This window comes from Adlercreutzia sp. ZJ141 (assembly GCF_011038965.1).
In the GTDB taxonomy this organism is placed as follows: domain Bacteria; phylum Actinomycetota; class Coriobacteriia; order Coriobacteriales; family Eggerthellaceae; genus ZJ141.
The window spans coordinates 159,329-185,089 of the sequence record NZ_JAAKEB010000004.1 but is presented as its reverse complement, the minus strand read 5'-3'; the positions used below and the strand labels follow the sequence as shown (position 1 = coordinate 185,089).

At 55.1% G+C, this 25,761-nt stretch carries 22 protein-coding genes, 1 tRNA gene and 1 pseudogene; 8 read left to right on the top strand and 16 right to left on the bottom strand.

Annotated elements, in window-relative coordinates:
* The 7 genes and pseudogenes from G7Y44_RS02965 to G7Y44_RS02935 all read right to left on the bottom strand — a co-directional run.
* A pseudogene (locus G7Y44_RS02965) lies at nucleotides 1–631 on the bottom strand (serine/threonine protein kinase); the annotation flags it as partial.
* Between the two features lie 574 nt (nucleotides 632–1,205).
* Entirely contained in the window at nucleotides 1,206–2,423 is a 1,218-nt protein-coding gene (locus tag G7Y44_RS02960) for a trans-sulfuration enzyme family protein (RefSeq protein ID WP_165247402.1), read from the bottom strand.
* 66 nt (nucleotides 2,424–2,489) lie between these two features.
* Nucleotides 2,490–3,587 carry an iron-containing alcohol dehydrogenase family protein gene (locus G7Y44_RS02955; RefSeq protein WP_165247400.1) on the bottom strand — a complete coding sequence of 366 codons (1,098 nt, stop codon included), beginning with the start codon at nucleotides 3,585–3,587 and terminating at the stop codon, nucleotides 2,490–2,492.
* Nucleotides 3,588–3,596: 9 nt separating this feature from the next.
* On the bottom strand, nucleotides 3,597–4,358 hold the full coding sequence (locus G7Y44_RS02950) for an ABC transporter permease (protein WP_165043225.1): 762 nt from the start codon (nucleotides 4,356–4,358) through the stop codon (nucleotides 3,597–3,599).
* A gap of 124 nt (nucleotides 4,359–4,482) precedes the next feature.
* The gene (locus G7Y44_RS02945) at nucleotides 4,483–5,598 is read right to left on the bottom strand and encodes an ABC transporter substrate-binding protein (protein ID WP_165247434.1); all 1,116 of its coding nucleotides are present in this window, start codon (nucleotides 5,596–5,598) and stop codon (nucleotides 4,483–4,485) included.
* A gap of 53 nt (nucleotides 5,599–5,651) precedes the next feature.
* On the bottom strand, nucleotides 5,652–6,440 hold the full coding sequence (locus tag G7Y44_RS02940; protein WP_165043227.1) for an ABC transporter ATP-binding protein: 789 nt from the start codon (nucleotides 6,438–6,440) through the stop codon (nucleotides 5,652–5,654).
* Complete coding sequence (locus G7Y44_RS02935) at nucleotides 6,433–8,070, bottom strand: pyridoxal phosphate-dependent aminotransferase (protein ID WP_165247398.1); 1,638 nt, start codon at nucleotides 8,068–8,070, stop codon at nucleotides 6,433–6,435. Before G7Y44_RS02935 ends, G7Y44_RS02940 begins: the two co-directional genes overlap by 8 nt.
* 196 nt (nucleotides 8,071–8,266) lie before the next feature.
* On the opposite strand from G7Y44_RS02935, the gene G7Y44_RS02930 reads away from it, so the two are divergent.
* A complete protein-coding gene (locus G7Y44_RS02930) occupies nucleotides 8,267–9,289 on the top strand; it encodes a leucine-rich repeat domain-containing protein (RefSeq protein WP_165247396.1) in 1,023 nt (340 codons plus the stop codon).
* Between the two features lie 62 nt (nucleotides 9,290–9,351).
* Here the strand turns inward: G7Y44_RS02930 and G7Y44_RS02925 are convergent.
* A tRNA-Sec gene (locus G7Y44_RS02925) sits at nucleotides 9,352–9,448 on the bottom strand.
* Between the two features lie 215 nt (nucleotides 9,449–9,663).
* On the opposite strand from G7Y44_RS02925, the gene selD reads away from it, so the two are divergent.
* Nucleotides 9,664–10,752 (top strand): selenide, water dikinase SelD, encoded by a 1,089-nt coding sequence (gene selD, locus G7Y44_RS02920; RefSeq protein ID WP_165247394.1) that lies wholly within the window; start codon nucleotides 9,664–9,666, stop codon nucleotides 10,750–10,752.
* Here selD and G7Y44_RS02915 read toward each other — a convergent pair.
* The 3 genes from G7Y44_RS02915 to yedE form a co-directional block, all read right to left on the bottom strand.
* Entirely contained in the window at nucleotides 10,749–10,985 is a 237-nt protein-coding gene (locus tag G7Y44_RS02915) for a DUF3343 domain-containing protein (protein ID WP_165247392.1), read from the bottom strand. The genes selD and G7Y44_RS02915 overlap by 4 nt on opposite strands.
* A gap of 104 nt (nucleotides 10,986–11,089) precedes the next feature.
* Nucleotides 11,090–11,296 (bottom strand): sulfurtransferase TusA family protein, encoded by a 207-nt coding sequence (locus G7Y44_RS02910; RefSeq protein ID WP_165043238.1) that lies wholly within the window; start codon nucleotides 11,294–11,296, stop codon nucleotides 11,090–11,092.
* Nucleotides 11,297–11,307: 11 nt separating this feature from the next.
* Nucleotides 11,308–12,369, bottom strand: coding sequence for a YedE family putative selenium transporter (yedE, locus tag G7Y44_RS02905; protein ID WP_165043241.1), 1,062 nt, complete (start codon nucleotides 12,367–12,369; stop codon nucleotides 11,308–11,310).
* Between the two features lie 542 nt (nucleotides 12,370–12,911).
* Here yedE and G7Y44_RS02900 point away from each other — a divergent pair.
* On the top strand, nucleotides 12,912–13,424 hold the full coding sequence (locus tag G7Y44_RS02900) for a hypothetical protein (RefSeq protein ID WP_165043243.1): 513 nt from the start codon (nucleotides 12,912–12,914) through the stop codon (nucleotides 13,422–13,424).
* 126 nt (nucleotides 13,425–13,550) lie between these two features.
* Here the strand turns inward: G7Y44_RS02900 and G7Y44_RS02895 are convergent, their stop codons facing one another.
* The 5 genes from G7Y44_RS02895 to G7Y44_RS02875 all read right to left on the bottom strand — a co-directional run bounded on the left by G7Y44_RS02895 (nucleotide 13,551) and on the right by G7Y44_RS02875 (nucleotide 19,267).
* Complete coding sequence (locus G7Y44_RS02895; RefSeq protein ID WP_165247390.1) at nucleotides 13,551–14,099, bottom strand: rhodanese-like domain-containing protein; 549 nt, start codon at nucleotides 14,097–14,099, stop codon at nucleotides 13,551–13,553.
* A gap of 381 nt (nucleotides 14,100–14,480) precedes the next feature.
* On the bottom strand, nucleotides 14,481–15,194 hold the full coding sequence (locus tag G7Y44_RS02890; RefSeq protein ID WP_241159157.1) for a TorD/DmsD family molecular chaperone: 714 nt from the start codon (nucleotides 15,192–15,194) through the stop codon (nucleotides 14,481–14,483).
* A 72-nt stretch (nucleotides 15,195–15,266) separates the two neighbouring features.
* The gene (gene nrfD / locus G7Y44_RS02885) at nucleotides 15,267–16,220 is read right to left on the bottom strand and encodes an NrfD/PsrC family molybdoenzyme membrane anchor subunit (protein ID WP_165247388.1); all 954 of its coding nucleotides are present in this window, start codon (nucleotides 16,218–16,220) and stop codon (nucleotides 15,267–15,269) included.
* A gap of 15 nt (nucleotides 16,221–16,235) precedes the next feature.
* Nucleotides 16,236–16,862 carry a 4Fe-4S dicluster domain-containing protein gene (locus G7Y44_RS02880; protein ID WP_165043251.1) on the bottom strand — a complete coding sequence of 209 codons (627 nt, stop codon included), beginning with the start codon at nucleotides 16,860–16,862 and terminating at the stop codon, nucleotides 16,236–16,238.
* Nucleotides 16,863–16,864: 2 nt separating this feature from the next.
* A complete protein-coding gene (locus tag G7Y44_RS02875) occupies nucleotides 16,865–19,267 on the bottom strand; it encodes a molybdopterin-containing oxidoreductase family protein (RefSeq protein ID WP_165247386.1) in 2,403 nt (800 codons plus the stop codon).
* Nucleotides 19,268–20,031: 764 nt separating this feature from the next.
* On the opposite strand from G7Y44_RS02875, the gene nrfD (G7Y44_RS02870) reads away from it, so the two are divergent.
* From nrfD (G7Y44_RS02870) to G7Y44_RS02850, 5 genes are all read left to right on the top strand, one after another.
* Entirely contained in the window at nucleotides 20,032–20,964 is a 933-nt protein-coding gene (gene nrfD, locus G7Y44_RS02870; protein ID WP_165247384.1) for an NrfD/PsrC family molybdoenzyme membrane anchor subunit, read from the top strand.
* Nucleotides 20,965–20,992: 28 nt separating this feature from the next.
* On the top strand, nucleotides 20,993–21,406 hold the full coding sequence (locus tag G7Y44_RS02865) for a GntR family transcriptional regulator (protein ID WP_165247382.1): 414 nt from the start codon (nucleotides 20,993–20,995) through the stop codon (nucleotides 21,404–21,406).
* Nucleotides 21,403–22,335 (top strand): slipin family protein, encoded by a 933-nt coding sequence (locus G7Y44_RS02860; protein ID WP_165247380.1) that lies wholly within the window; start codon nucleotides 21,403–21,405, stop codon nucleotides 22,333–22,335. Before G7Y44_RS02865 ends, G7Y44_RS02860 begins: the two co-directional genes overlap by 4 nt.
* A 272-nt stretch (nucleotides 22,336–22,607) precedes the next feature.
* Nucleotides 22,608–25,055 carry a molybdopterin-containing oxidoreductase family protein gene (locus G7Y44_RS02855; RefSeq protein WP_165247378.1) on the top strand — a complete coding sequence of 816 codons (2,448 nt, stop codon included), beginning with the start codon at nucleotides 22,608–22,610 and terminating at the stop codon, nucleotides 25,053–25,055.
* 10 nt (nucleotides 25,056–25,065) lie between these two features.
* Nucleotides 25,066–25,683, top strand: coding sequence for a 4Fe-4S dicluster domain-containing protein (locus tag G7Y44_RS02850; protein ID WP_165247376.1), 618 nt, complete (start codon nucleotides 25,066–25,068; stop codon nucleotides 25,681–25,683).
* Nucleotides 25,684–25,761: the final 78 nt, after the last annotated feature.

The window sequence follows — 25,761 nt, the reverse complement described above, 5'->3', positions numbered from 1 at the left end:
CATGCTGGATGAAGAAGTCCTTGCCCATACGCATGATGTCAGCAGCGTCCCACATCGGCTCGACCTCAGTGGTCACGAAGTCCTTGTTGGCGGTGCGCTCCAGGCGCTCTTCCAGCGAGATCTTCTCATCGTAGTAGTTGTGCTTGTAGGACTTGTCGGTCAGGCGCGGACGCGGTGCCTGGGTCCACTTGAACTCGGGGTCCTCGTCGAAGTACTGCTTCATGAGCGGCCAGTAGGCCAGATACTCGAAGTAGCGGCAACGGAAGGAGTTCGCCGAAGCCATGATCTCGTTGCCAACCGTGAGCAGGATGTCACGCGGAGGCATGCAGGTCATCATGGAATCGTTGGTGAAGTCAGGCGTGCCGATCTTCTGGTTCCACTGCAGAGGCGTCGGGCGGTCAACAACCACGCCGCGCTCTTCGAGAGCAGAAACCAGGTTCTCGAGGCAGGCGTTGCCAACCTCAACAGTGCGCAGCGGGCGCAGGCCCCACATGCCGCGCATGTCGGAGTCCACAGGAACCTTCTCAGAGGTTGCGGGCTCCTCGGGAGGAATGACGGAGTTGTCGCAGCGGCCAACGATGACGCGCTTCAACGGATCCCAGTCATTCCAAGACTTGACTATCTTCGCCATGACAGTCTCCTTTCTTTGGCAGAGGTCTTCTCTGCCTATACTGGCTATGCAGCTATCTCGCAGCCGATACGTTAGAAGAAGATTAAGGAGACTGGTGCCTTGAGTGCTCCTGAATCCTTTCCGTCGCACGTCTACCAGAATTGCCGATGTATCCATTAAAACACTCTTTTTGTTCACCTGCAACAGGCAAATTTGAGTGCCATTTAGACCCACATTCGATAAATTAATTGTGCAGTTGCACAATTTCTTGAACCCTTTATCTTTGACTCATACATGTTAATAATCATTCATTGGATATTATCGCGTTCACAAATTTCTTTGCGCATATTCAGCTCGCAATTTGTCCCAATTCATGCATAACTTTTCGCTCTGAAGAATACGAGAAATGGAGACACTCTGCACAAAATGTCTCTAGCGTGAACCCTTTTTCGCATTTTCTTTTCGTGCTTTCGCTCAGAAAAAAACATGTCTCCCAAAGCGAGAAGTGCTTTGGGAGACATGGGCACCACAATACTGTCCATCGATATACGTTTGGACTCTCATCGCAGCCGCGACAGAAGCACGAACACATACGCTACAACGTGGCGAGCGCCTGCTTCAAGTCGGCGATGATGTCGTCTGTATCCTCAAGGCCCACCGAGTAGCGAATGATGCCATCGGTAATACCCATGCTGGCTTTCACCTCGTTGCTCACGTTGTGATGCGTCATGCTGGCCGGGTGCTGTACAAGCGACGCCGGATCGCCCAAGCTCACCGCAACGTGTGCGAGCTTCATGGCGTTGACCACCTGCTTACCCGCCTCAAATCGGCTGCGTCCACCGAGGCCGTCCTTCAGCTCAAACGACAGGATACCCGTGTACAAGCCGTTCATCTGCTTCTTGGCAATCGCATGGTCGGGGAAGCTCTCCAAACCCGGGTACAAAACACGCTCAATGGCAGGTGAGCTTTCCAGGAAGCGCGCAACAGCCAGCGCACTTTCGCAGTGACGGCGCACACGCAACTCAAGCGTCTGTAAGCCACGAATGATCAAAAACGCATCGAACGGCGAGCAAAAGCATCCGCATGTTTTGGTAACGCCGATGTTCTTAATTTGCGCGATATCATCAGCTGAACCCACAATGACACCTGCAATAACATCGCCGTGACCGTTCAGATACTTCGTCACGCTATGCAGCACGATGTCGGCACCGCAAGCGAGCGGATACTGCACTGGCGGCGGAGCGAACGTGTTGTCAACGACAACCTTAATGTCGCGCTCGCCCACTACCTGCGCAACACCGGCGATGTCGGTGAGACGCATCATGGGGTTCGTGGGCGTTTCGAAGTAGATCATCTTCGTGTTGGGCTTGATAGCTGCAGCAACCGCGTCGAGGTCGCCTGTATTGACCGGCGTGACCTCAATGCCGAACTTCGGCAGCACGTCGCGAATGACCACATTCGAGCAGCCATACACGCAGTCGCCCACGATTACGTGGTCGCCTGCCTGCAATAGCCCGATCATCACCGAACCCACAGCTCCCATGCCCGAGCCGGTGGCAACACAGTCCTCGCCGCCTTCAATGGCAGCCATCTTCAGCTCGAGCGCACGCACGGTGGGGTTGCCGCCACGCGAATACACGTAACCAGGTATCGTGCCCTCGAATTTCGCGATACCATCTTCCATGCTGTCGAAACAAAACGTCGACGTTTGGTAAATAGGAGTCGCCAGCGCACCGTAGGCTGGGTCAGGCTCCTGTCCAGCATGAATGGCGCGCGTAGTAAAGCCCGCGTTCGACAGATCTAGTTCCTCCACGGATTATTCCTCCTTTGCTTTTGCTAACACTCGCCAGCGTGCGAGCACTTCGTATTATGTTTCTTGTCAGATCGGCTCGACAACACCTGCAAACGCACGATCGAACAGGTCAGTCGACGCTTCATCCTGCTGCACAAACTCCGGCGTACCCACATATTCGTGCAATACAGCAAGACGGGGGTCATCAGCGCGTATGCCCAGATCCGCAAGCGTGCAGGGCATGTCCATGGCACGCATGATGCGCGTCAACCGACTGACCTCGTCGGGTGTATTGTTGTACACCACCTGAATGAGCAAACCGATGGCAACCAGCTCACCATGCAAGTATGGCGCAGCCTCTTTCGTGAAATATGTGCGCATGCCGTCGTAGAATTTGTGCGCAAGTGCGGTCTGATGAAAGCCTCGCGTAAGCGAGCTCACGATGCCCGTAAGCGCCAGGTTCACAAACGTCACCCGCTCCACGGCGTCGGTCAAGCGGCGCTGCTGCACGTCGGCATATGCCTTTGGCCCGTATTCGAGCAGCAACTTACAATTAAGCCGCGCATGCTCATAGGCGCAGAAGCGCTGTACGTTTTCGCTTGTCGCATCAAACGTGGGCGACCCATTGGTTATCTCGTACAGCTTTGCCATGGAATCCATCATGCCGGCGGCGACGAGCCGCGCAGGCTGACAGGCCATAACCTGGGTGTCAACAAGCACAGCATCAATCTCGTGCTCATAACGCCACGTGCCGCCAAACTCGCCGCGCTCGGTATACAGAATACTCAACGGGCTGAATGCCGCACAGGTGGCAATACTCGTAGGCGCTTCGATGATGGGTACGCCTGCGTATTCCGCAATGGCCTTCGCGAAGTCCATGATGCGCCCGCCGCCCATACCAACCACCACGTCGCAACCAGCCTCACGCGCTTCCGCAGCGAACTGCTTCGCCGCCGCATGGGACGCATATCCTGCGTACATGTGGTCAACGAATTCCATGCGCGCTTCCCGAAGCGACGCGACCGCCACGTCACGGGCGGCCGCAAACGCATGCTCTCCTCCAATAAGGAAGGGCTTGGTGCCAAACCGGCGCACCTCTTTTGCCAGCCGACTAAGCGCTCCGGGCTCTTGGATGTAACGCCCTGCACCAGTTTTATACGCGATGTCAATGAACTCTTCGGTCATGAATATCCCTTAGTCCATCGTCCATTTCAGCATGTGATCCTTCACCTTTTCGAAGATCTGCATGACGATCACCAGTACAACAATCATGAACAAAAAGCCCGCCCACGTGTTGGCGTACAGACCGAAGTCGCCGTTCTTCTTGACGAAGTAACCCATGCCGAACTGAGCGCTGTACATTTCAGCGAACACCAAGATGATGAACGAGCTACGAAGCGATGTAACCAAACCTGCCATGATGGAGGGCATGGCCGCGGGAAGCACCACCTTCGTGAGTTTTTTCATGCCGGTCAAACACAATGTGGCCGCGTTGTCGAGATAGCGCTTGTCGATGGTCACGATGCCGGTGACGGTAGCGAACAGCGTCGCCCAAATGGTGTTGTACACGATCATGCAAATGGATGCCGACGCGAATGACGGAGCCAGATGCAGGATGAACGGCGACAGCAAGATGGCCGGAATCACACTGACAGCATAGATGATAGGGTAAATGCTCTCACGCAGGCGCTTGTTTAAGCCCATGAGAATACCAAGGGCAAGCGCAATCACCGTGCCGATGATGAGCGACGGAATAAGCAGCCGCATGGACGCCATAAAGTTCATAGGCATGACGTCGGCGTTGTCCTTGAATGCGTTGGCGATCTTGTCCACCGTAGGGAACAACACCGGATCGAGTATCGCCCGATCGGTGACGAACTTGTACAACAAGAAGATACCCACCAACAACACCGCAGTGATCCAGTACTTCTTTACGAATTTCACGATATGGTCCATGCGCGTCCCTTGTCCGTCTGTTTGCCTGTGCACGGCCGGCCGCCCGAGTTGACTCGAGCGTGACCGGCCGCCTGTTTGCGGGCCACACATGCGCGACCCGCACTCCTACCTTGCGTTTTGAGTACTACGCGTTGTACTCTTCGAAAATCTCGTTGCGCTTGTCGTAGAAAGCCTTGCTTTCCGCACCATACTTCTCGGTGCACTCGTCGAGCGCAGCCTTGTACAGCGAGGTGTCGATATGATCCTCGATGTTGATGCCTTCGGCTCCCTCGGGGAACAGACCCATCTCCATCATCCAGTCCCATGCACGGATGACCGAGCTCTTGTACGGGTCGAGGTCGAGGTCGTAGTGCTCGTTGTCCATGTAGGCCTTCACGTAATCGACCGTAGAGCCGGTCTGCTCGACAACGATCTCAGCAGTTTCGTCGCGATGCTGCTCGTACCAATCCTGCGCGCGCATCCATGCGACGAGCATGGCGGTTACCGCTTCGGGGTTCTCATCGAGGAACGCCTGACGGGAGTCAACACGGCAGCACGAGTAGTTCGGCGTGATGTCGCTGCAGTAGGCCATAACGTCGATCTCGTCAGCCAGCTGCTGAATGGTGTAGTTCTGGCTGGTGCCGCAAATGGCGTAGTCGGCCTTACCGGTGCGCACAGCCTCTACACGGTCAGCGTGGTTGGAAAGCACGATCGTCTCAACCTCATCCATGGTATGACCAGCATCGTAGAACGGGCCAAACACGGCGAACTCGTTGCCCGAGCAAGCAATTGTCTTGCCAACCAGGTCCTCAACGCCATTCCACTTAGTACCCTTCTTGGCGATGATGGGCATGCAACCATTGATCATGTAGCCAGCATAGATGGTGAGGTCCTGGCCGGAGGCAACATGCGTGAGCGGCAGGTTGGTGCCGTTGTTGGACAGCACGTCAACCTTGTCGGAGAACAGAGCAGCGAACGCATCGTCGGACGAGTTGAACACCGACACCTCAACGTTCACGCCAGCATCCTCCAGGTAGCCATTCTTCTCGGCAATCGCGTTGAAGATGTGACCGTCGTTGGTGGTGCCCAAGCGGATGGTCTTCTTCTCGGCCGGCTTCTCTTCAGTGGCCGGTGCCTCTTCAGCAGCAGGCTCGGTGGTGCTTGCAGGTTCCTCGCTCGAGCAGCCGGAAAGTGCAACTGCCGCCGCGGCAGCCGCAGTTGCCGAAAGCCCGACGAACTTGCGACGCGAGATGTTTTCCATGGTTCGTTTCCTTTCCTTCTATCGCACGAGGCCCTCCCTCGCGCTTCCCTCTTTTATTCCTCAACGTGACTGAGCACGTCTTGGTTGATGTATTGCACGAGCTCGTTTCGCAGCTCGATAATCTGCTCGCTTTCGTACATACCCTTGCGGTCGGGCTTCGTTTCGGCAGGCAGCTCCTTCTCGAAGATGATCTGGCTGGGCGACTGCCCGAACACGTAGATACGCGTGGCCAGAAGCAATGCTTCCTCCACATCGTGCGTGACGAAAAACACGGTTTTCTTCTGCTCTTCATGCGACCACAGATCGAGCACCATGTCCTGCAGGCGCGCGCGAGTAACGGCGTCAAGTGCGCCGAACGGCTCGTCCATGAGCAGGATGGGCGGATTCATGCTGAACGAACGCGCGATAGCGCAGCGCTGTTTCATGCCGCCAGAAAGCTCTTTGGGGAACTTGTCGTACACGTCGGCAGAAAGGCCCACCGACTGAATAGCCGCAAGCGCCATGTCGCGACATTCGCGCTTCGACTTCTCCGGATAACGCTGTCGCAGCGCCAACACAATGTTTTCGCCCGACGACATCCAGGGGAACAGACCGTAGTCTTGAAACACGACACTGCGCGTGAGACTGGTTCCCCTCACCTGCTGCCCGCCGACTGAAATGCTGCCACTCGTCGGCTTCTCCAAACCAGCAAGCAGGCGCAGAAACGTGCTCTTGCCGCAGCCCGACTGCCCCAGCAGACACACGAAGTCGCCTGCGTTCACCTTCATATGAACGTTGTTCAGGATGAGACGATCGGTTTCCGGATACGCGAACGAGAGGTTGTCAACGACGATGTCATTCATGGTGGGTGGTCTCCTTTTGCGGACAGATACAGGGGGCAGCAGTAGCTACAGGAACTGCGGAGGCAACAGGCGCGGTCGGCATCGAAGCTTCCGGGGCCGAAGGAGTAGCCGAGGCTTCCAAGGCTGAAGACGTTTCCAAGGCTGAAGACGATTCTGGGGCCGAAGACGATTCCGAAGTGGCATTTAAGCCGTATGAGCGTGCTACGCAGGCAAAATGCGGGATAGCCGCGTTAATGGTTTCTGCCGACACACAAAACGACAGGCGTACATAGCCCGGACAGCCGAACTCGCCACCGCCAACAACCACGATGTTCTCGGCAAGCAAGCGATCAACAAAAGCCTGTTCGTTGCCATCGGGCGCGGGCAGTAGCATGTAAAACGCACCGTTGGGCTTTACCGGGGAAAACCCCACCGAGCAAAGCGCCTCGTACAACACGATGCGGTTGCGGTCATACTGGGCGAGGTCGGCGAAGCTATCTACGCAGTGCTTCGCCATACGCTGGGCCGTGGCGGGGGCATTCACGAAGCCCAAGTCACCCAACGATCGACACAAGCCTTGTCTGATGATTTGTTTGTCGTGCAGACCAGGTGCCATAGCCACGTAGCCAATGCGTTCGCCGGAAATGGATGCCGACTTACTGAACGAGTACACCGTAAACGTGTTGTCATACAGCAACGGCCACTGCGGGTTTTGCGCGCCATCGAACAGAAGCTCGCGATAGGGCTCGTCGGACACCACGTAGATGTCGTGGCTAAACGCCTGCTGCGCGCGCTCGGCAGCGTGCGCAATCGCTTCGGCCACCGCATGCGGATACACCAAACCCGACGGGTTGTTCGGCGTGTTGACAAGCACTATTTTCGTGCGCGGCGAGAACGCTTCATCAAGACGGCTCACATCGGGCAACATCGTTTCCCTACAATAAGGAACCTTCACCACACGGGCATCCCAGTTTAAAGCGAACGCTTCGTACGCTGGATAGTACGGGCGGAACACGATGATCTCGTCACCCGGATCGAGCAGCGTTTGCATGACGATGTTTAAGGCGCACGCGGCACCTGTGGTCATGACAATATCTTCCGTTGTGTAATCAATGCCGAACCTCGCTTTGAGCGAAGCCGCCATCGCGTCACGAACGTCAGAGTAGCCGGCGCTATCCATGTACCCATGCATGTTCGGCTCGTCGGGTAGGGCGGCCGTTTCCTTTAGCGCCGCCGCAACCCCCGCCGGACAAGGGGCTGTAGGGTTTCCGATGCTTAAGTCGAACACGTTGTCCGCGCCATGTGTGCGCGCAAGCACGCCGGCGCGTTCAAATGCCTCGCGGATAGCAGACCGCCTGCTCAGGCGTACGCGCATACGCTCTGAAACCACTGTGGCCTCTTCCTGTAAGGTTGCTACATGCTGCTGCATGCCGCTATGCAGAATGTCATTTGTGCAGAATCGTGCAAAGCCGCTGTGTTCTTCCCCGCCGTTTCCCGTCAAGGCAAACAGCAGAAGAATGCGGCTTTTAAAATGCACCTTCCCTCGACCGATCGTTGGCTCATTAAGAAGATGCTTGCAGAACTGTATGCGTACCGAGACGCTTGCAGCAACCGTTGGCAGAATCGGTTGCCAGTCGCGATTATAATACATTTGTGCATTTGTGTTGAAATAATTTAGTTGCAACAGTTAATTTGTTCGCTGCCTTTGTTCACCATTATTCGTCGCCGCGCTTCCGCGTTTGCATCTTGTGTGTTGCATCTTGCATGTTTGCGCGCCTGTGCTCCCTTATAATCGGCGCAACGACAACTATCACAGCAAGTACGGAAATGAAAGGGGCGAAACCACCATGGGCGAAACTGCAAAGGGCGAAAACGAGAACCTCGAAGGCAGTAACATACCCGACCCCTGCTTCGATTTAACGCTCGAACGTTACCGTGGCGAAGGACGCGCCGTGGTCGAGGTGCCCGAAGGGGTGACCCGCCTGGCCGATGGTGCGTTCGAAGATTGCACGGATGTTGAATGCGTGGTGTTGCCCTCCACGCTCGAACGCATTGGCAACCGGGCGTTCAAGGGATGCACAAGTCTGACCAGCATTAAGCTGCCGGAATCTGTGCACGTTGTGGGCAAAGATGCGTTTTTGGGGTGCTCGTCGCTCACACGGGCCACGCTGCCCTCTTCGCTTACTGCCATTCCCGCCACGATGTTTTCCCGCTGCTTGAAGCTCGAGCATGTTGATGGAGCCGAAAATGCAACAAGCATCGGACTCGGTGCGTTTCGTTCGTGCGCGAAAATCCGCAGCATCGACATGTTCGCCAGCGTGACCACTATTGGTAAAGATGCGTTTTGCGGATGCACTGGCCTTTCCGAGCTAACGCTTCCCGAAACGCTGACCAACATTGGTGACGAGGTGTTTCGCGGATGCAACGGTCTGCGCGCCGTCACATTACCGGACGGGCTCAAACACTTGGGAAAAAACCTGTTCAGGGATTGCTATGAACTTACTACCATAGCGGGTGCCGACCAGTATCTTGACAAGTATGCCGATGCCTTTCCCCGCGAGTTCGTCGAAGCCACCGGCCGTATTCGCCCGCAAGACAAGTGGCTCAAAACCAAGGAATTCAGGCAAGCCCATGAAGAATACGTCGAGCAGCTGCGCGAGGACGTGCGCTACTACCGCGAAGAGCTGGCTAATCTAGGGCAACTTCAGCGAGACGCCACAACGAAGGAGGGAAAACGGCAAAGCGAAGAACAGGCGACTCAGATTCGCGAACTACTGAACGAAGCGAATGGCCTCCTGAAAGAAGTCGAGCATCCCAGCATGGACGTGCTCGTAGAGTTCTTTTTGGCCGAGAAGGAAGCACAATCCTAGGAAACAGTGAGCAAGGGCCGTTTTGTTCTGGGGTGTTTGAGATAAGTACCCCGGCGAAGAAGTGGCGGAGATGCGTGCGAATCGAACACACCCAAGACGTTCTGCGCGCCTCGCAACGGCTTTGAAGGCCGCGGGAGCCACCAGGCCCCATCCATCTCCATAATCGCGATCAGAGTTCGCTGTATTATAGCCCACAGGCCGTGCTATACTCGCGAAGTCATTGATAATTCTCGAAATTTTCGAGCACGAATATGGGTCATCTCGTCCTCAACATGCGGTGTTTTAGCCTTGCGCCGCATCGTGTTTCGGCCGGAAGAACGAACACACAACCGGCCCGCTATAATCGACGAGCCCACAACCGAAAGGAACGCTTTATGTCATGCGGAAACTCGCGCCTTGACCAGGCGTATGACGAAAACGGGCGCATCCACCTAACGCGCCTGACCGATAAAGGCGGTTGAGCCGCGAAATGGGGTCCGGGCGACCTGAAGGATATCCTAGAAACAATAGCGCCGCCGCCGAATGCCGAGCTTTTGCAGGGATTCGAAACTGCCGATGACGCAGCGGTGTACCGCATTAACGATAATCAGGCAGCGGTGCTGACACTCGACTTTTTCACCCCGGTAGTGGATGACCCATACGAGTTTGGCTGCGCGGCAGCTGCCAACGCGCTGTCCGACGTGTTTGCCATGGGAGCCGTACCCGTAGCGGCCATGAACATCCTCGCCTTCCCCGCCGAGCTGGGAACGTCGGTTGTGGGCGAAGTTATCCGTGGCGGTTCCGACAAGGTTGCAGAAGCGGGCGCGGTTACCGTGGGTGGCCATACCATTGACGACGACGAGCCCAAATATGGTTTGTCGGTGTTTGGCATGGTGCATCCCGACCGCATCATACGCAACACGGGCGTTCAGCCGGGCGATCTACTGTACTACACCAAGCGTGTGGGAACAGGGCTTATGAACTCGGCATTACGCGCGGGCCTTGAAACCGAAGAGAGCATGCGTCCAGTCATCGAGCAGATGATGGAGCTGAATAAGGCAGGTGGCGATGCCATGCTGGAGGTGCGCCCGCATGCGGCCACCGACGTGACCGGATTTGGCCTGGTGGGGCACTTGCACGAAATGCTGGAATCGAGCGGCTGCGGGGCGAAGCTGCGCTGGGACAGCATTCCCTTATTCGAGCGCGCCTACGACCACTCTTGCGCCTATTGCCGCCCGGGAAAGACGTTCGACTTGATCGACTGGGCCGAAGACTTCACGTCTGCACGGGGTTTAACCGACGACGAATTCGACAACCGCATGGGCGTGCTCTGCGACCCGCAAACGAGCGGTGGCCTCCTGGTTGCCATCGCGCCGGAAAACGCGCGCGCGTGGGAAGAAGCGTTTGAGTGCCATGCCGGCCGCGCACCTTGGCGCATCGGGCACGCAACGACGGCAGCCGCCGGAACCATCGAAATCGTTTAGCGTTCTATCTCGGCCATGTCCTCGTACTCGAGATGCTGCTCAGTACACATCGCCACAATGCGGTCGCGCGACTCGGGCTCGGCGTACCATGCCATGCCACACCCGGCCGACATCTGGCGCGGCACCGTTCCTAAGCGCCCCGACACGCCGACCTGCTTGCATGCAGCTTCAAACGCAAACGCGTCGGCTGTCGTATAGAACGAAACAACCAGCTTTATCTTCCTGCTGCGCATCGGCGCTCCTTCCCAACATCAAAACAGGCGGGCACTCACACCGAGGGCCCGCCTGCCGTTTCGCATACCCGCTCTTCTCGTTCGGGAAATGCGATTACAGTGCGCTATTCGATGGTAATGCGGAAGATGTCGTCAACTTCCTCCACACTCGCCTGGCGCTTCTTGCGAGCGGCAAGACGCAGGATATTATCGCGCGGCGTAGCGGTGTCCACCTCAACGACGATAGTCTCACCAGGATTGCCAGCCATGGCGTCGTTCACCATCATTAACGGCTGGGGGCACGACAGCCCTTTAGCATCGAGTTCGATCATGATTCGCTCCTTTACGCGTTGCGCTTCTTCAGGTTAACCGCCGCAATGGCGAACAGGGCCACGATACACACGATGGTTACGATCTGACCGCCCATCGTGGCGCCATCGGTGCTGGAAGCGAGGTTGAAATTATGTGCGCACGCAGCGCCCACCAGCATGCCGAGGAACGTGACCGCCGAGTCGCCCGAGCCGGAGCCGGCAAGTGCCAGCTGGCGAAGCGGGCAGCCACCCAGCAACACTGCGGCGAAGCCAACTACGTACAGACCGAGGATGTTCCACAGCGCCTGGGAATGAGCGATGGGCTGATCGGCCATGCTCAGCTTGAACCCACCAGTCACCAGGTTGTACACGAGTACGATACCGAACAGCAAGCCGATGGTGATAAGCCCGCTGAAGTCGCGCACCAGGAAGGTGTCGCGCAAGCCACCCGCAAAGCACATGCGGGACTTCTGCGCAACCGCACCGAACACGAGACCACCGAGCGTGGACACGAGCACGACGGCGTGCATGCTACCCGGGCCCTCCGTAGAAGCTTTAAACAGGGCCGTGGTAAGGCTTAACACCAACACAACAACCAGCACGACAGGAAGGATGATGCCCTCCGCCTTGCCAACCTTCACTGCACGCCCCAGCGAGAAGCCCTTCTTCAGGAAGAACACACCAGTGACGATACCGGCGGCAAAGCCAACCAGACCGATCCATGCGTTCAGGTCGCCAGCAGCCATGCGCAGCACCATGCGAAGCGGGCATCCCAAGAACACCAAGGCACCGATGACCATCATAAAGCCCAAGAAGAAGCGAGTCAGCGGTGAAGAACCAGCGGTCGCTTTGTACTCCTTGCCGACGATAGCCATGATAAGCGCACCGACGACGATACCAATGATCTCGGGGCGGATGTACTGGACTTTAGCGGCAGAGTGCAACCCAAGTCCACCAGCGATGTCACGAATAAAGCACGCGACGCAGATTGCCATGTTCTTCGGGTTGCCGCCAATGGCCAGCACAACTGCCACGGCACCGGCGAGCAAACCACAAACGACAAGCGTCGTAATCTCTTTCTTACGAGTATCCATAAGCAGTTTTCCTTTTTCGTTGCATTTAGATAGGTACGACAAGGTCAGAACGTGCCGGGTGGGGCGCGCCTGTGCAGAAAGCCCTATCGATAAGTTAAACTTCGATCGGCGCTCGCAGAACAACCCCTGACGAAATTACGGAAACCGTAATAGCGCACGTACTTGCAGACTAAGTAGCAAGGGTTATCGTCAATCGAAAGAGAGCAAGCCGGCAATCCCCTTACGCAGAATCGAAGACCCCCAGCTCCTCTCGGAATTCGTAATTGTAGCAGCTTAGTGCGAATTGTCCACCGGCGACACAACGTCAAGAGTAGCCTTTTACGTGCCTTTTACGCCTTGATGCGGCCCGAAACGCGATAGCGTCTTCATGCCTGCGCATCCGTCTCCCGAAGCGGCGACCGACGCTGTCAACATAACTTCCACAGTAATAGTCGAGGCGCTGGCAACAATCGGGAAACTACTGCGTTGCAAAAGGGCAACGGACAAGGTGTAACGCATATCATTATCATAGGAAACGCAAACCAGCGAGAAAGCGAGGAACCATGGGAAACCGCATGCAAACGAACGACGCAGCGCAAGCGCTAAAGAGCATCGCGAGCAGCACAGCAAAACTCGCTTCGAATGCAGTGACGACAACCATCGTTCCAAAAGCTGCCGAAGCTGGCATGAAGGTGACCGCATTTGGTATCGAAGCGGCATCGACAGGAGCGAAAGCAGCCGTGACAAGCGCCAAAGCAGCCGCTCCTGTGGTTAAAGACGCCGCAAAGAATGCGGGGCAAACCGCAGCGAACGCCGCACGCGCTATGGATTCCTCTGACAGCCGCGCGGCAGGCATTGCTCAAACTGTCGCGGGCAGCGCGATTGCAGTCGCAGGCGTTCCCTTGCTCGTACTGCCGGGCCCCGGAATCGCCGCCATCGCAGGCGGCGCAGCGCTTGCCGCACGCGGCGTTGGCAAACTGCGGAAGCAGAAGACGAACGGCACACCAGCGCGCGAGGGCAGCGCACCATTCAGTGTAGATGACACTGATAACAGTGATGGCGCAAACAACCTGTAATCGTTCTCCAATGAAATCACGAACAGGCAAGCATAAAATAACCGGGCCCGGGTTGGGGGTCCCGGGTCCGGTCCCTCCCCGGATAAACCGGGGAGGCGAGAGATGAGGAGGGGTCAAAAGAGAAGCTTATGCCTCAGTTGTGCCAGTCCAGGCCTTCATGCCACCTTCGAGGGTGTACACGTTGTCCATGTTGGCGCCAAGGGCGTTCAGCACATCGGTGCCGGCCTGAGCGTACTTTTTGCCGCTGTAGCAAATGAGGACGATCTTCTTGTCGCCGCCATTCTCGCTGCCCGTGGCGTCCTTCATCGCAGCACTCATGGTTTCAACGCCTGCAGCGTAGTCACCGTTCACGGCAGCATCCTGATCAGCGCTGACGGCACCCGGAACATGGCCAGCCTCGTAGTCGGCTGCCTTGCGCAGGTCAACGAACACGTACTCGGGGTTGTCCAGGTTAGCTTCAGCGTCGGCCGGAGCCATCTGCTGCATGGCAACACCAGTCTCGGTGACCTCTACGGTACCAGCGTCGGCAGCATCGTCGGCCTCGTCAGTTGTAGCTTCGGTGCTTTCGGTGGTGGTGGGCTCGGTGGTTTCTTCTGCGGGCTCGCTGGAGCTGCAGCCGACAAGCAGGCCACAAGACAGTGCGAACGCGCATACGGCAATTGCGATTTTCTTCATAACTAATTTCCCTTCCCTTTTGTCTAACTCGGCCGTCTCACTATTGTACGGTCCGAATAACAATGCCGGCACGCATGAGCGAAGCCGACGCAAAAGCTCAACAGCATACGTGTGATTCTTGCGGGCGCATTAAGGCAGCTATGTGAGCCACCTTAATGCCGCACGAAATCGCACGACAGCTCGCCAAGCGAATTGCAGAATTAAAAACAACAAAAGTGGGCAAAGTATGCCCTTGTGCAGAAGTGACGCAGGTAGCAGAAAGATCTGCGTCGGTTGCTGTGAGTCTATTGTATCTTCCAGCCACCCGAATGGCAACCATTTTTCTGATCGTGGTCATGCTAATGCGATCAACACACGCAACCTTAACGCACGCAATGCACGTTAGCAGGCAGCGTGCTGGCTCGCTGGTGGTAACCCAAACTCTTCCCGCTCGAATTCCAGAAACTGCGACAGCGTTTCGGCAAGGCCACGATACAGGTTGCTGCGCGCTTTTGAAGCCAGGTCGGCGGCCAAGATAGGTGCCCAGCGTAGCAGATGATCGGTCAGAAAGGCCTTCTGCACGGCGCGGCTGTGGCCCGCCCCAGCGGCATCGAGGGTGCTCATGCACGCTTCTTCGCGTTCACACAGAAGTGCCATAAACTCCAGCTCAAAGCTGATGTGATCTTCGGGTAGGTTCTGGCTCTTTCCTACGGCGAAGCCCTCAGCGCGGTATGCAGCCAGCACCCCGTCGCGAGCCTCCTGCATCATCAGGTGTTCGGGACTGGTGTACACCGACTCATACACTGCCACCGGATTGGGCGACATGTTCAGTAGAAGGGCGGCGAATTCAGCTGCGGCGTCGATACGCGCTTGCTCGATGTTGGCAGTGGAAAGCGATGCGAAATAGGCGCCCAGCGTCCCATCGGTAACTGGTGGCTGAGTAGCCGCTGCTTTCAGGAAATCGCTGGTTACTTCGTTCAGGAGCAGCGCTGATAGAAAGCGGTACGTTGCTGCACGGCTTTCTGCCGCCGTCGGCATTGCTTCCGCAAGGACTTCGGCGGCAGAGGCATCAGCGCTGGATTCCCTCGTTGAAGAGCCTGGATGGCGTTCATTCATTCTTGCAACCTTTCTTGCAGCCTTTTTTGCGGTGGCCAGTCCGATTGTACGGACCGGCCACCGCTGGTAGATTTAGAGCATAAGCTGGATACCCAGCATTGCCTCGAAGGCGAGCGGGGCAATGATTGCTGCGTGCGTGCCTGCAGCCAGCACGACGTAGCGCAGAGCCAAGCCGCCCACGAGTGAGCAAGCACCACCCGCAACGGATGCGGCGACGGGCAACTTCGTGTCCTTGCCGCTTGTTGCTGCGGCGATGGCGGAAATGACCAGGGGAATAGCCAGGCCAATAATCACAACGCCTGCCCAGAACGGCACACTCATAGCACCGCTCGTCAGAATGCTTGCGGAGTATGCGGAAGTGACATCGCTCGACAGAGATGTCAATACGAACGCCGCCAGTACTAGAGCTTCTACTACAACAGCTACGCAGATGGCGCGCTCGAACAGTGCGACCACCTTGGGGTTGTCGGTCTTGTCCTTGTCGAACAGCAGCACCATAAGCGTTAGTGCGAGACCTGTATCAACCGCCGATGCTAAGAACAGCAGCGGCAGCGTCCATGTTTGCCACAGTGGCACGGAGGGTGCAGCTCCCAGCAGCACTGCCGAGTACAGCGCTACGCATACAGCCGCAACAGCACCGATGATGGCAACCACCTTGCCCGCTGTCTTTGCACTTGCGCCCGCATTCTGAACGAGGCGGGGTGTAACCAGTATTGCGTTGACTAAGAACAGCACAAAGGCCACAAGCAGCAACCATGCACCGATGGTCATCCACGACGAGAAATTCACAAAGCTCGTGAACATAATCAGCGCCTGAAACGGCTTCTCCGTTTCAGCGAGCAACGCGAGCAGACCTACAGCCAAAAACGCGAGCGCTGCCCATGATCCGTACGTGATCGTGCGGTTAAAGCGATCAGGTACAGCAAATCGCAGCACGGTTACGGCAAGAAACGTCCCAGCGCTGAGGCCTGCTAAGAAGAGGTATATGGCCGGCAGCCAGCCCCATACCGTTTGCAACTCAGCCATTAGAAACCTCCTTGTTTAGCAGCCATTGCTGTTGACTGCGGCCACTTTCTCGCCGCCATCATCAATTGCCAGCTCGTCGGGGGTCATCACAACCGTAGCCGCGGTTACCGTTGGTCCTGCTGTGGCGTTTGCGGAGGCCAGTGGAGTACCCACGATTTCTGCTGCAGTCATCTGCGACACAGCGTCACCCAGTTCAGCCAGCTCGCCGAACTGCAACGCTTGAGTGGGACACGACATCACGCAGTGGGGGGTGTCTCCCGGGGTGACGCCATTGCCGATACAGCAGTCGCATTTCTCCATACCTTCGTCGGTATACTGAGGCACGCCGAAGGGGCAAGCCATGAAGCAGTAATGGCATCCGATGCACTTGTTCTTGTCAACAACGACAATGCCGTCTTCCGAACGCTTCGTGATGGCGCCGGCCGGGCACACGCTGGCGCAGGCCGGGTTTGCGCAATGCATGCAGGAAAGAGAAATGAACTTGCGGGTGACGTTGGGGAACGTGCCAGTGGTCACTTCGTGCACCTTGCGGCGCGCTACCGTGCCTGCTTGAATGCCGTTCCACTGCTTGCAGGCGATTTCGCACGCCCAGCATTTGATGCACTTGTCGGTATCGACGTAAAATCCGTATTGCTTGGACATGGTTATTCCTCCCCTTCCTCGGTCTTGCTGATCTTAACCAGCGTCTGCTTCGCCATGGAGGAATGGAACGGGTCGAACTTCTCGATGTCTGTGTTGTACAAAACGGTGGTGTCGGCGCCGCCGTCAAGGCTGCCGTATCCGGGCAGGCCTAGTTCCTCGCACGATTGCCACCAGCCGCGACGGGCCATGAGCACCTCAGGTGAAATACCCTCGAAATACTGGGCTTGCAATTTGCACCAGCCGTAGGGCGATTCGATCTTCACCCAGTCGCCGTCGGCAATACCGTACTTCTTTGCCGTTGCGGGATTGATGCGTACCCACGGGTAGGGCTGCAGTTCGCGCAGGTAGGGGATGCTGACGTAGTAGCTGTGTTCGCACAGACGATATGCATGAACGTCGCTGATGATGAGCGGATACTCTTCCACCAGATCGGGGGTTTCGGCAATACCCTCGGGCGGGCCGGAGTACTCAGGCAAAAAGCCCAGTTCACCGGTTTCCATGCAATTCGGCTTGCCGCCAATCCATTCGTTGTAGCACTGCACTTTACCGTTCGGAAGCATGGCAAACAGCTCGCCGTAGTTCTGGTACACCGGATCGGTTGGCTTGGCACCGTCGGTGCGCTCGACAAAGATGCCGCCGTTGGCTTCGCGCAGCTGCTCGAGCGTGATACCGCTGCCGGCAAGCTGCTCGCGCAGGCATTCGTCCATGTCGCCGCCCCAGAAGTCATCGCCGTATCCCATGGCTACGGCCAGATCGAGCAGGAAGTCCCAGTCGGAGCGGGATTCTCCCATAGGTTCTTGGATCTGCTGGTTCATGCCGATGAAGGTGCCAGCGGGCGAGTTCTTCGTGGCGAATTGCTGTCCCGCCTCATAGTGTGAACAGGCAGGCAGCACGTAGTCGGCGTAGTCACATGACGAGTTCCAGTGGGTGTCTACTACTACGTAGAACTCCAGCTTCTTCAGCGCTTCGGCGACGTTTTTCGGCTGACGCGTGGCGCCGAAGGGGTTCGACCCCTGGCCGAGCACAGCACGCAGCGGGTAGGGCTCTTCGGACAAAATGCTCATCAGACCTTTATAGTATGCGGTTGACCCGCCCGATTCCCAGGTCTTAGGCCCTTGGTACCAACGCGGGAACTCGGGTGCAACCAAGTTGCCTACGCCGGGCGCGAAGCCGTTTTCCTTGTCGATGTCACTTTCGGGCATGCGGTCGGTCAGGATGTCGATAGCGCTTGTCTTAACCAACGGTGGGGGCGCTACCTTGCCTGCACCGCCACCACCAGGAACATCTAAGTTGCCGGTAATGGCTTCGATCAGGCAGATGGATACGCATTCCCAGTTGCCGTCGTTTTGCTGGTCGCCGATGCCGTTGCCGTACAGAATGCCCATGGGCTTGGTGGTGCCCATGATGCGGGCGACGGTGCGAATCTGCTCGGCGTCGAGGCCGGTCTTCTCGGCGGCCCATTCGGGGCTGAACTGTTTCACGTGCTCAGCCAGCTTGTCAAAGCCGTTGCACCAGTTCTCCGCGAAATCGTGATCGTAGAGGTCTTCCCCGATGATAACGTTTAGGAAGGCAAGCGCCAGTGCGCCATCGGTGCCGGGGCGGATGGGCAGCCAGATGTCGGCCTTGGAGGTAAGCTGGTCCATCATCGGTCGGATGTCGATGAGCTTCATGCCGCGAGCCTTCTGCTTTACGATATTAGCGGGCTGGCCTTGGTTCACGGCTGAGTTCTCGGGGTTCGCGCCCCATATAACCAAAAGCTCGGTCTTGTCCATTTGTTTCGGCGCGCAATCGGCCTTCGGGCCAATGGAGATGCGCTTGGAAGCTGCGCGCTGCGAGGCGCAAATAGCACTGTGCATGTAATTGGGTGTGCCATACACGTTCATAAAACGACGGCCCATTTGGGCGAGTACGGGCCAGAACTGCGGCGACAGCATTCCGAGAGCCTGGGGCATGCCGTCATCGGCAAGTTCTTTCAGTTTGTCGGCGAATGCCTGGATGCCTTCGTCCCAGGTGCAGCGCTCGAACTTACCTTCACCCTTTTCGCCAACGCGCTTCATGGGGTACAACAGGCGCGTCGGATCATAGATGGTCTGCATGGCTGCTTGGCCCTTAGCGCACAGCGAGCGCGATCCGCGGCCCCAGTTGTTGCCGGCGGCGGGGTTGCCCTCCACGTTGACCCAGCGGCCGTCTTTGATGTAGCACAGCGTGGAGCAGCTGGTACGCGCGGGGCCGCACATCTGACACCACGCGTGACGAACTTCAACTTCGCCTCCGTCGATTGCTTCCTGGTTGACCGGGGCCTCTTCCAAAGATGACGAGGTGCACCCCGTAAGTGCAGCCAACGCGCCCAGCGCAGCGGTTCCCTGAAGGAAGGTGCGCCTCGTCAGGCTTTTCTTCTCTGTCATAGTTTCCTCGAATCGTGTTTCGCAATGCGCAACCTAGTGCAGGCAACGTCGTTATCCAAGTCAGACAGGCGCAAGCGGGCAGCGTCCCGTTTCGATGGAGTCGCAGAAACTCGCGTCTCGCGTGGCGAGGTTGCGGTTCATTGCTTTGGTTGTCTCGTCAGTTTCGCCTTTGTCGCGCAGAACGATCGCGCGCGGCCTTGCATTGCGCGCTGCAAAAGCACGGAAGGAAGGATTGAGCAGAAGAAGACGTGTGGCAGAAGTGCGTCCTTGTTGTTATGTTCCCCCTTGACGCCTATTATAGGAGCGAGAATAAAATAATCAAGATCAGTAATTATCCTTCTTTTGACATAATGATTCGACCGGAAAAAGCTTGGGGCTTGTGGTCACGAACGGTGCGGTTCTGCGCGGAGCATGGGGATAATCCGAATTATGACCCATGGAGCGAGTAAAAAATGGCAGAAGCTTTGGCTGACTTTGCATAGTCGTATATCCGGATTCCCTTCTGGGGAAAATCCACAGCTGACGCAGCTAGAAAAAAGAAGATACAGGGAAGCGCCCACGAGGGGCGCTCGGTGGCACGCGGACTTGTAAGAGCCACATGTGGGTAGGTTGAATTACTAAACACACCCCCCCTTGTTGCATTAACATTTGCAACCAACCAGAACCACATGTGCGGTGACAGCTCAGGGTCGAACTCAGCGAGCCATTCGCACTATGATACAATTTGTCATGTATTTTCTATATCTACTATGACAGGATGCCACTTGTTCGGCGAATTAGTTACATGGTATCTGTTTTTCGGCGGCCTTGCCGGTGGTTCCTGCTTGGTGTGCTTGGGTGTTCGTTGGTATATCGACGTTGCATCATCTTCAGGCGAGGAAGAGAAGAATCATTCCGAATTGGTTTTATGGCAGTGGGTGAGGTTACACCGTCGAACATACAAGGCAATGCTTATCATCGTCCTGCTTGCTGCCATTATGGGATGCATTTGCCTGTTAGGTGATCTTACTCGTCCACAACAGGCCCATCTACTATTCATCCAACCAACTTTATCGGTACTTAATTTGGGTGCCATTGTTCTCGTGACGTTTATCATATGTGTGACCGCTCTTTTATTGTTTGTTTTAATGCCGGTTCACGTAGGGCGGAAGGCTAGCAGAGTTACTGAAATCTTTGCAGGAGCGCTGGCTATAATTGTGGTTGTTTATACGGGTATCTACCTCAATGGCATGTGGACAGTGGCTCCCTGGTCATCACCTTTTCTGATCGCGCTGTTTTTATTCTCATCTTTGTCGACGGGCGCTGCAGCACTACTGGTTGTTGTAGGTCTATCAGGTTTTTCTTGTTTGAGTGTGGCAAAGCCTATCGAATGCTTACTTAGAGCCGATGTTGTATGCATCGTGTGTGAAGGTGTTGCTTTGGGTGCGATGTGGCTACAACTTGGAGGCCTCGATGAGCTGACGCTGTTTAAACAACTTTTTATTGATGGCGCTCCGCTACAATTTTGGGTAGGGTTTGTTACTTGCGGTCTTCTGGTACCGTTGGTAATGGAAGTTGCATTCACATGCCGAAAACAAACAGGGAATTGGTTTCTGACTGTTTTGGGTGTTTTGATTCTTGTGGGTGGTTTCTTTCTGCGTTTTTGCGTAATGAATGCCGCCGTAGAATACAAAGCACTCATGTTGATGGTTGCTTGATCGAGAAGATGACTAGATTGGCGAGGTAGTGGAAGAGCTAGAAATAGACGAACGTAGCAGCGTTCCCATTTGGCTGCAATTGCGCAATAGGTTGATATATCTGATATCGTCGGGATACTACAAGCCAGATGATCGGCTTCCTACCGTACGCGAGTTGGCAATAGCCTTGAAAATCAACTATAACACCGTAAATAAGGTATACCTCAGCTTAATTCACGATGGCTATATCGTGTCTCATCGTGGACGTGGCACGTTTGTCAACGATATAGCCAAACCACGTAATGACAGTCAGGATTCACCAGCTGACAGCGTTATCGATTTGATGATTGATCGCTGTTTGGAGATTGGTGTTCCGTTGGACGACATTGCTAATCAGGTTATGAAGCGGGTCTCGCGCTATCGAGATGCGCAGGCGGATGCGATTGAGGGGGATGCGCAATGACAAAGAAAAAGAATCGTGTAACACCGGTAGACGATCGGAAAGCTGTTCGCTATGTAGATATCGAACAGGAGAGCACGACGACACAGTACGGATCGATGTTGTTTGCAGCCGTTATGTTCGCGGTGCCGGTAGCTTTGGTATTGTGGCTGTTCTGGGATTTTATCAGCATTGGTGTCATTATAGGTTCGTTTGCGGTCGGCCTTGTATGTGCCAGTGCAGTACGGATTGCTTTTCAATGGGAAAAGGTGGCTATTGCTCGTTTCGGTAGGCTCGATCGTGTTGTGGGTCCGGGCATCTATTTCGTTATCCCCATCGTCGAATCTGAGGCTGCAAAGATAGATCAGCGTATTCGCACGACAGCCTTCGGAGCGGAAGAAACGCTTTCAAGTGATCTCGTGCCAGTTGATGTGGATGCAGTGTTGTTCTGGGTTGTATGGGATGCTGAGAAGGCTTGCACGGAGGTGCGTAATTTCGAAGAGGCTATATCGCTATGTGCGCAGACCGCCATGCGCGATGTCATTGGTCAAATCAGTCTTTCGGAGATAGCAGTACGCCGTAGCTATCTCGATGAGGAACTACAGCGCATCATCTCTCAGAAAGTTGAAGACTGGGGGCTATCAGTTGTTTCTGTCGAGATTCGAGACATCGTTATTCCCAAGGAACTGCAGGATGCTATGTCAAGACAGGCTCAGGCCGAACGTGAACGCGATGCGCGTGTAATTCTAGCGGAAGTCGAACGTGATATTTCGGAGATGTATGTAGAGGCAGCCAATGCGTATGGTTGTCCCGAAAAGGCTATTCAATTACGTACGATGAATCTGATCCATGACAGCGTGAAGCATAGTGGTGGCATGGTGGTGGTTCCCAGCGCTTATAGTGAAGGTTTCAACGATATAAGCGTCGATGTTGCTCGGGATCTGATGAGGTAGCATATCGCCAATTGGCAACCCTCGTACAAACGAAGCCCCATGGAGCGTATTTCAATGACGTTTCATGGGGCTATATTATCCTTAAAAATGCATACTTGTCATATGTTTAGTAGGATAATAAGATACATTCATCGAAGGACTTCGATGAAGGAGGGGCCTGCCTAAGGTGCATATACTGCAAGGATCAAGGCTCCCAAGACAGGATTGCAGACTTGACAGATACGCCGGTGAATTGTTCGGGTTTGCAAGGTAGTATCGAAGGGGGTTTATCAATGGACGAGACTACACGGATTTCCGATCGGAACTTTGGTCGTCGTACGTTCCTCAGAGGCTCCGCTGCGGCACTGGGTTTGGCTGTCGTAGCCGGCGCGGGCTGCGCACCGAAAGACGAGTTGGAAACATCGCCGGAAGCCGGAAAGCCTGCAGATGAGAAGGTGTGCTCTGGCGTTTGTCGTGGAAATTGCTTCGGTGGATGTGCACTTGACATCAAGGTTCGCGATGGCAAGGTTGTTGCAACGACCGCCGCTAAATTGCCTGATGAGCAGTATCGTAGAATTTGTCAGCGCGGTCATTCGCATCTGCAGCGCATCTACGATCCAGACCGTCTTAAAGCACCTGTTCGTCGTGTTGGTGAGCGTGGATCAGGCGAGTGGGAACAAATCACCTGGGAAGAGGCTATTGACGAAATCGCTTCGAAATGGAAGCAATATCAAGAGGAATCAGGCAAGGAAAGCGTTGCTTTCATGGCTGGATCCGGTAACTTCGGTGTTGCCGCCGCCAATTATGCTGGTCGTCTGCGCGATCGCATGGGTGCCACCACTGTTCAATTCTGCTACGACAACTGCTATTTCCATGCGGGTATTCACGCAGAAGGCGTTGGCGATGGGTTCAACTCAAACGAGATCGCCGATATCGTAAATGCGAAGTGCATCATCCTGTGGGGCTCGAACCCTGCTGTGGCCCAGCCGCAGAACTGGCATTTCATTATGGACGCTCAGCGTGCAGGCGCCAAGATTATCGTGATTGATCCGAACTTCACTGTTTCTGCTTCGCATGCTGATATGTTCATCCCTATCCGTCCTGGCACAGACAACGCCCTTTTGATGGCTATGGTCAATTATGTGCATGAAAACGGCTTAGCCGATGCTGATTACATCAAGAAGGCAACAGTGGGTCCTTTCCTAGTAAAGGAAAGCGATGGTAAGTTTTTGCGTCAAAGCGATCTTGGTGTCGAAATCGCAAAAGATGCGGTTGACGCTCCAATAGTGTGCGACGCAAATGGTAATCATGGAACTTCTGAAGAGGTGTCCGATCCTGTTTTCGAAGGCACATTTGAGATTGAGGGAATAAAGGTTACATGCGCCTACACCTTACTTGTCGAAAGCTGCAAGAAATGGAGCCTTGCTCGCGCCGCTGAATTGTGCGACATTTCAGAAGAGACGATTGGGGAACTGATAAAGCTGTACGTCGAAGGTCCTTCGACGATCTACCAAGGATTCGGTCCTGACCATTACGTGAATGGTGAGCGTGTGTACTTTACCCAAATCGCTCTTGCTGCCATAACCGGAAACATTGGCAAGCCTGGTGCTACATGCGGATATGAGTGGACATACGCAGGGCTTTTGAAGTATGTGAAGCCGGCATTGCTCACGCCCAAGGATGCCACACCGGGTATGACGGTGGTTTCACCGAATCTACTTGATAACGTTAAGGCTAAAGAAGTGGAAGGCAAGCCTTTCGATCTGCGTAGCCTGTATATTTGGGTCAGCAATCCCCTTGGCAACCAGACGGATCGGAATTCGTGGATTGAGTTGTTTAACATGCTCGATCTGGTGGTAGTAGTTGACATGCGGTTGGGCGATACAGCTAACTACGCAGACATTGTTCTCCCGTGTGTGCATTGGTTTGAGGCAGAAGAAATCATGCCTCAAACGTCGCCATACCTACTGCTACAGGAAAAGGCCGTCGACCCCCTCTACGAGAGCAAAACCGATGTCGATATTGTTAACATGCTGGCAAAAGCTATGGGCTTCGAGGACGATTTTTCCATGTCGTTAGAGGAATACCTCGCGGCGACACTTGAAAATGACGGCGCCAAGACTGATGGGATAACATGGGATCGTCTTAAAGATGAGAAGTACATCGATATTATGGGGGGCGATCCATATTACATCCATGGAGGCACAGGTGTTTTCAGAACCGCGACCACTCGCCTGAACTTCTATTACGAGAAGCCCGCTCCCTATATTAACTACGGGCAGTCCTTTGACGTGGAAAAAGCGCGTTTGCCTTATTGGGAACCGCCTGCGGAGGCGTGGCCCCAAACGGTTGCTGAATTCGAGGCGAATCCGCTGGCAGAGAAGTACCCGCTGATCTTTACGACCGAACGCAACAGGATGAAATGTCATACGCAATGGGGACACGCTCCGTGGCTGTTGGAACTCTACAGCGAGCCGACTATCCGCATAAATCCGAACGACGCTCAAGCTAGAGGTATCAGCGATGGCGATCATGTGCGTGCTTTTAATGACCGAGGTGAAGCGGTGTTTATGGCCGAGATTCATGCAGGATGTCGCCCAGGAGTGGTTGTTGCACCTAAGGGCTGGGAAGAAGACCAGTTTATTAAAGGTCACTATTCAAATTTGACGTCGAGAGCATTCAATCCCTTTACTCCAAACAACTGTTTCTTTGACGCGCTGATCGAGATCGAGAAAGCCTAAGGGGGATGTTATGAGATTTGGAATGGCCATCGACACATCTCGTTGTATTGGATGCCACACATGTGCCGTTGCGTGCAAGATGAGCAACAATCTTCCAAATGACGTTTGGTGGAATCACATTAAAACCGATGGTGGGAAGTCGATAGACACGGCTCGAGGTACGTATCCGGACAATCTGTATCAAGTGTATTATCCCATCAATTGCCAGCATTGTAGCAAACCGGTCTGCGTTTCTGTGTGCCCTACGGGTGCGTCGATCCAACGCGAAGACGGCATTGTAGTTGTTGATTCTGAAAAGTGCATCGGATGCGGTTCATGTGTTACCGCTTGTCCTTACGATGTACGCGTTTTGTATGAAGAAGAGTTGAATTACAGTGTCGATTTCGCTGTTGGTGACAGCGACGCTCCAAAGCATGTTTCTGGGGTCATGGGTAAGTGTAACGGCTGCGCGCATCGTGTTGATCGTGGTGAAGCACCTGCATGTATGGAACTATGTCCCGCGAGGGCTCGTTATTGGGGCGATTTGGATGACCCAGAAAGCGATGTTAGTAAGTATCTCGAGGGAAAAAAGACAGAACGGCTTTTCGAAAGCGAAGGAACTGAACCCAACGTTTTCTATGTTTTGTAATACACAACAAAGGATAGCAAGTCGCAGATGAATATCCTGTGTCTTGCTATTGAAAGCGCAGGCAGCTCTTGGCGGAGT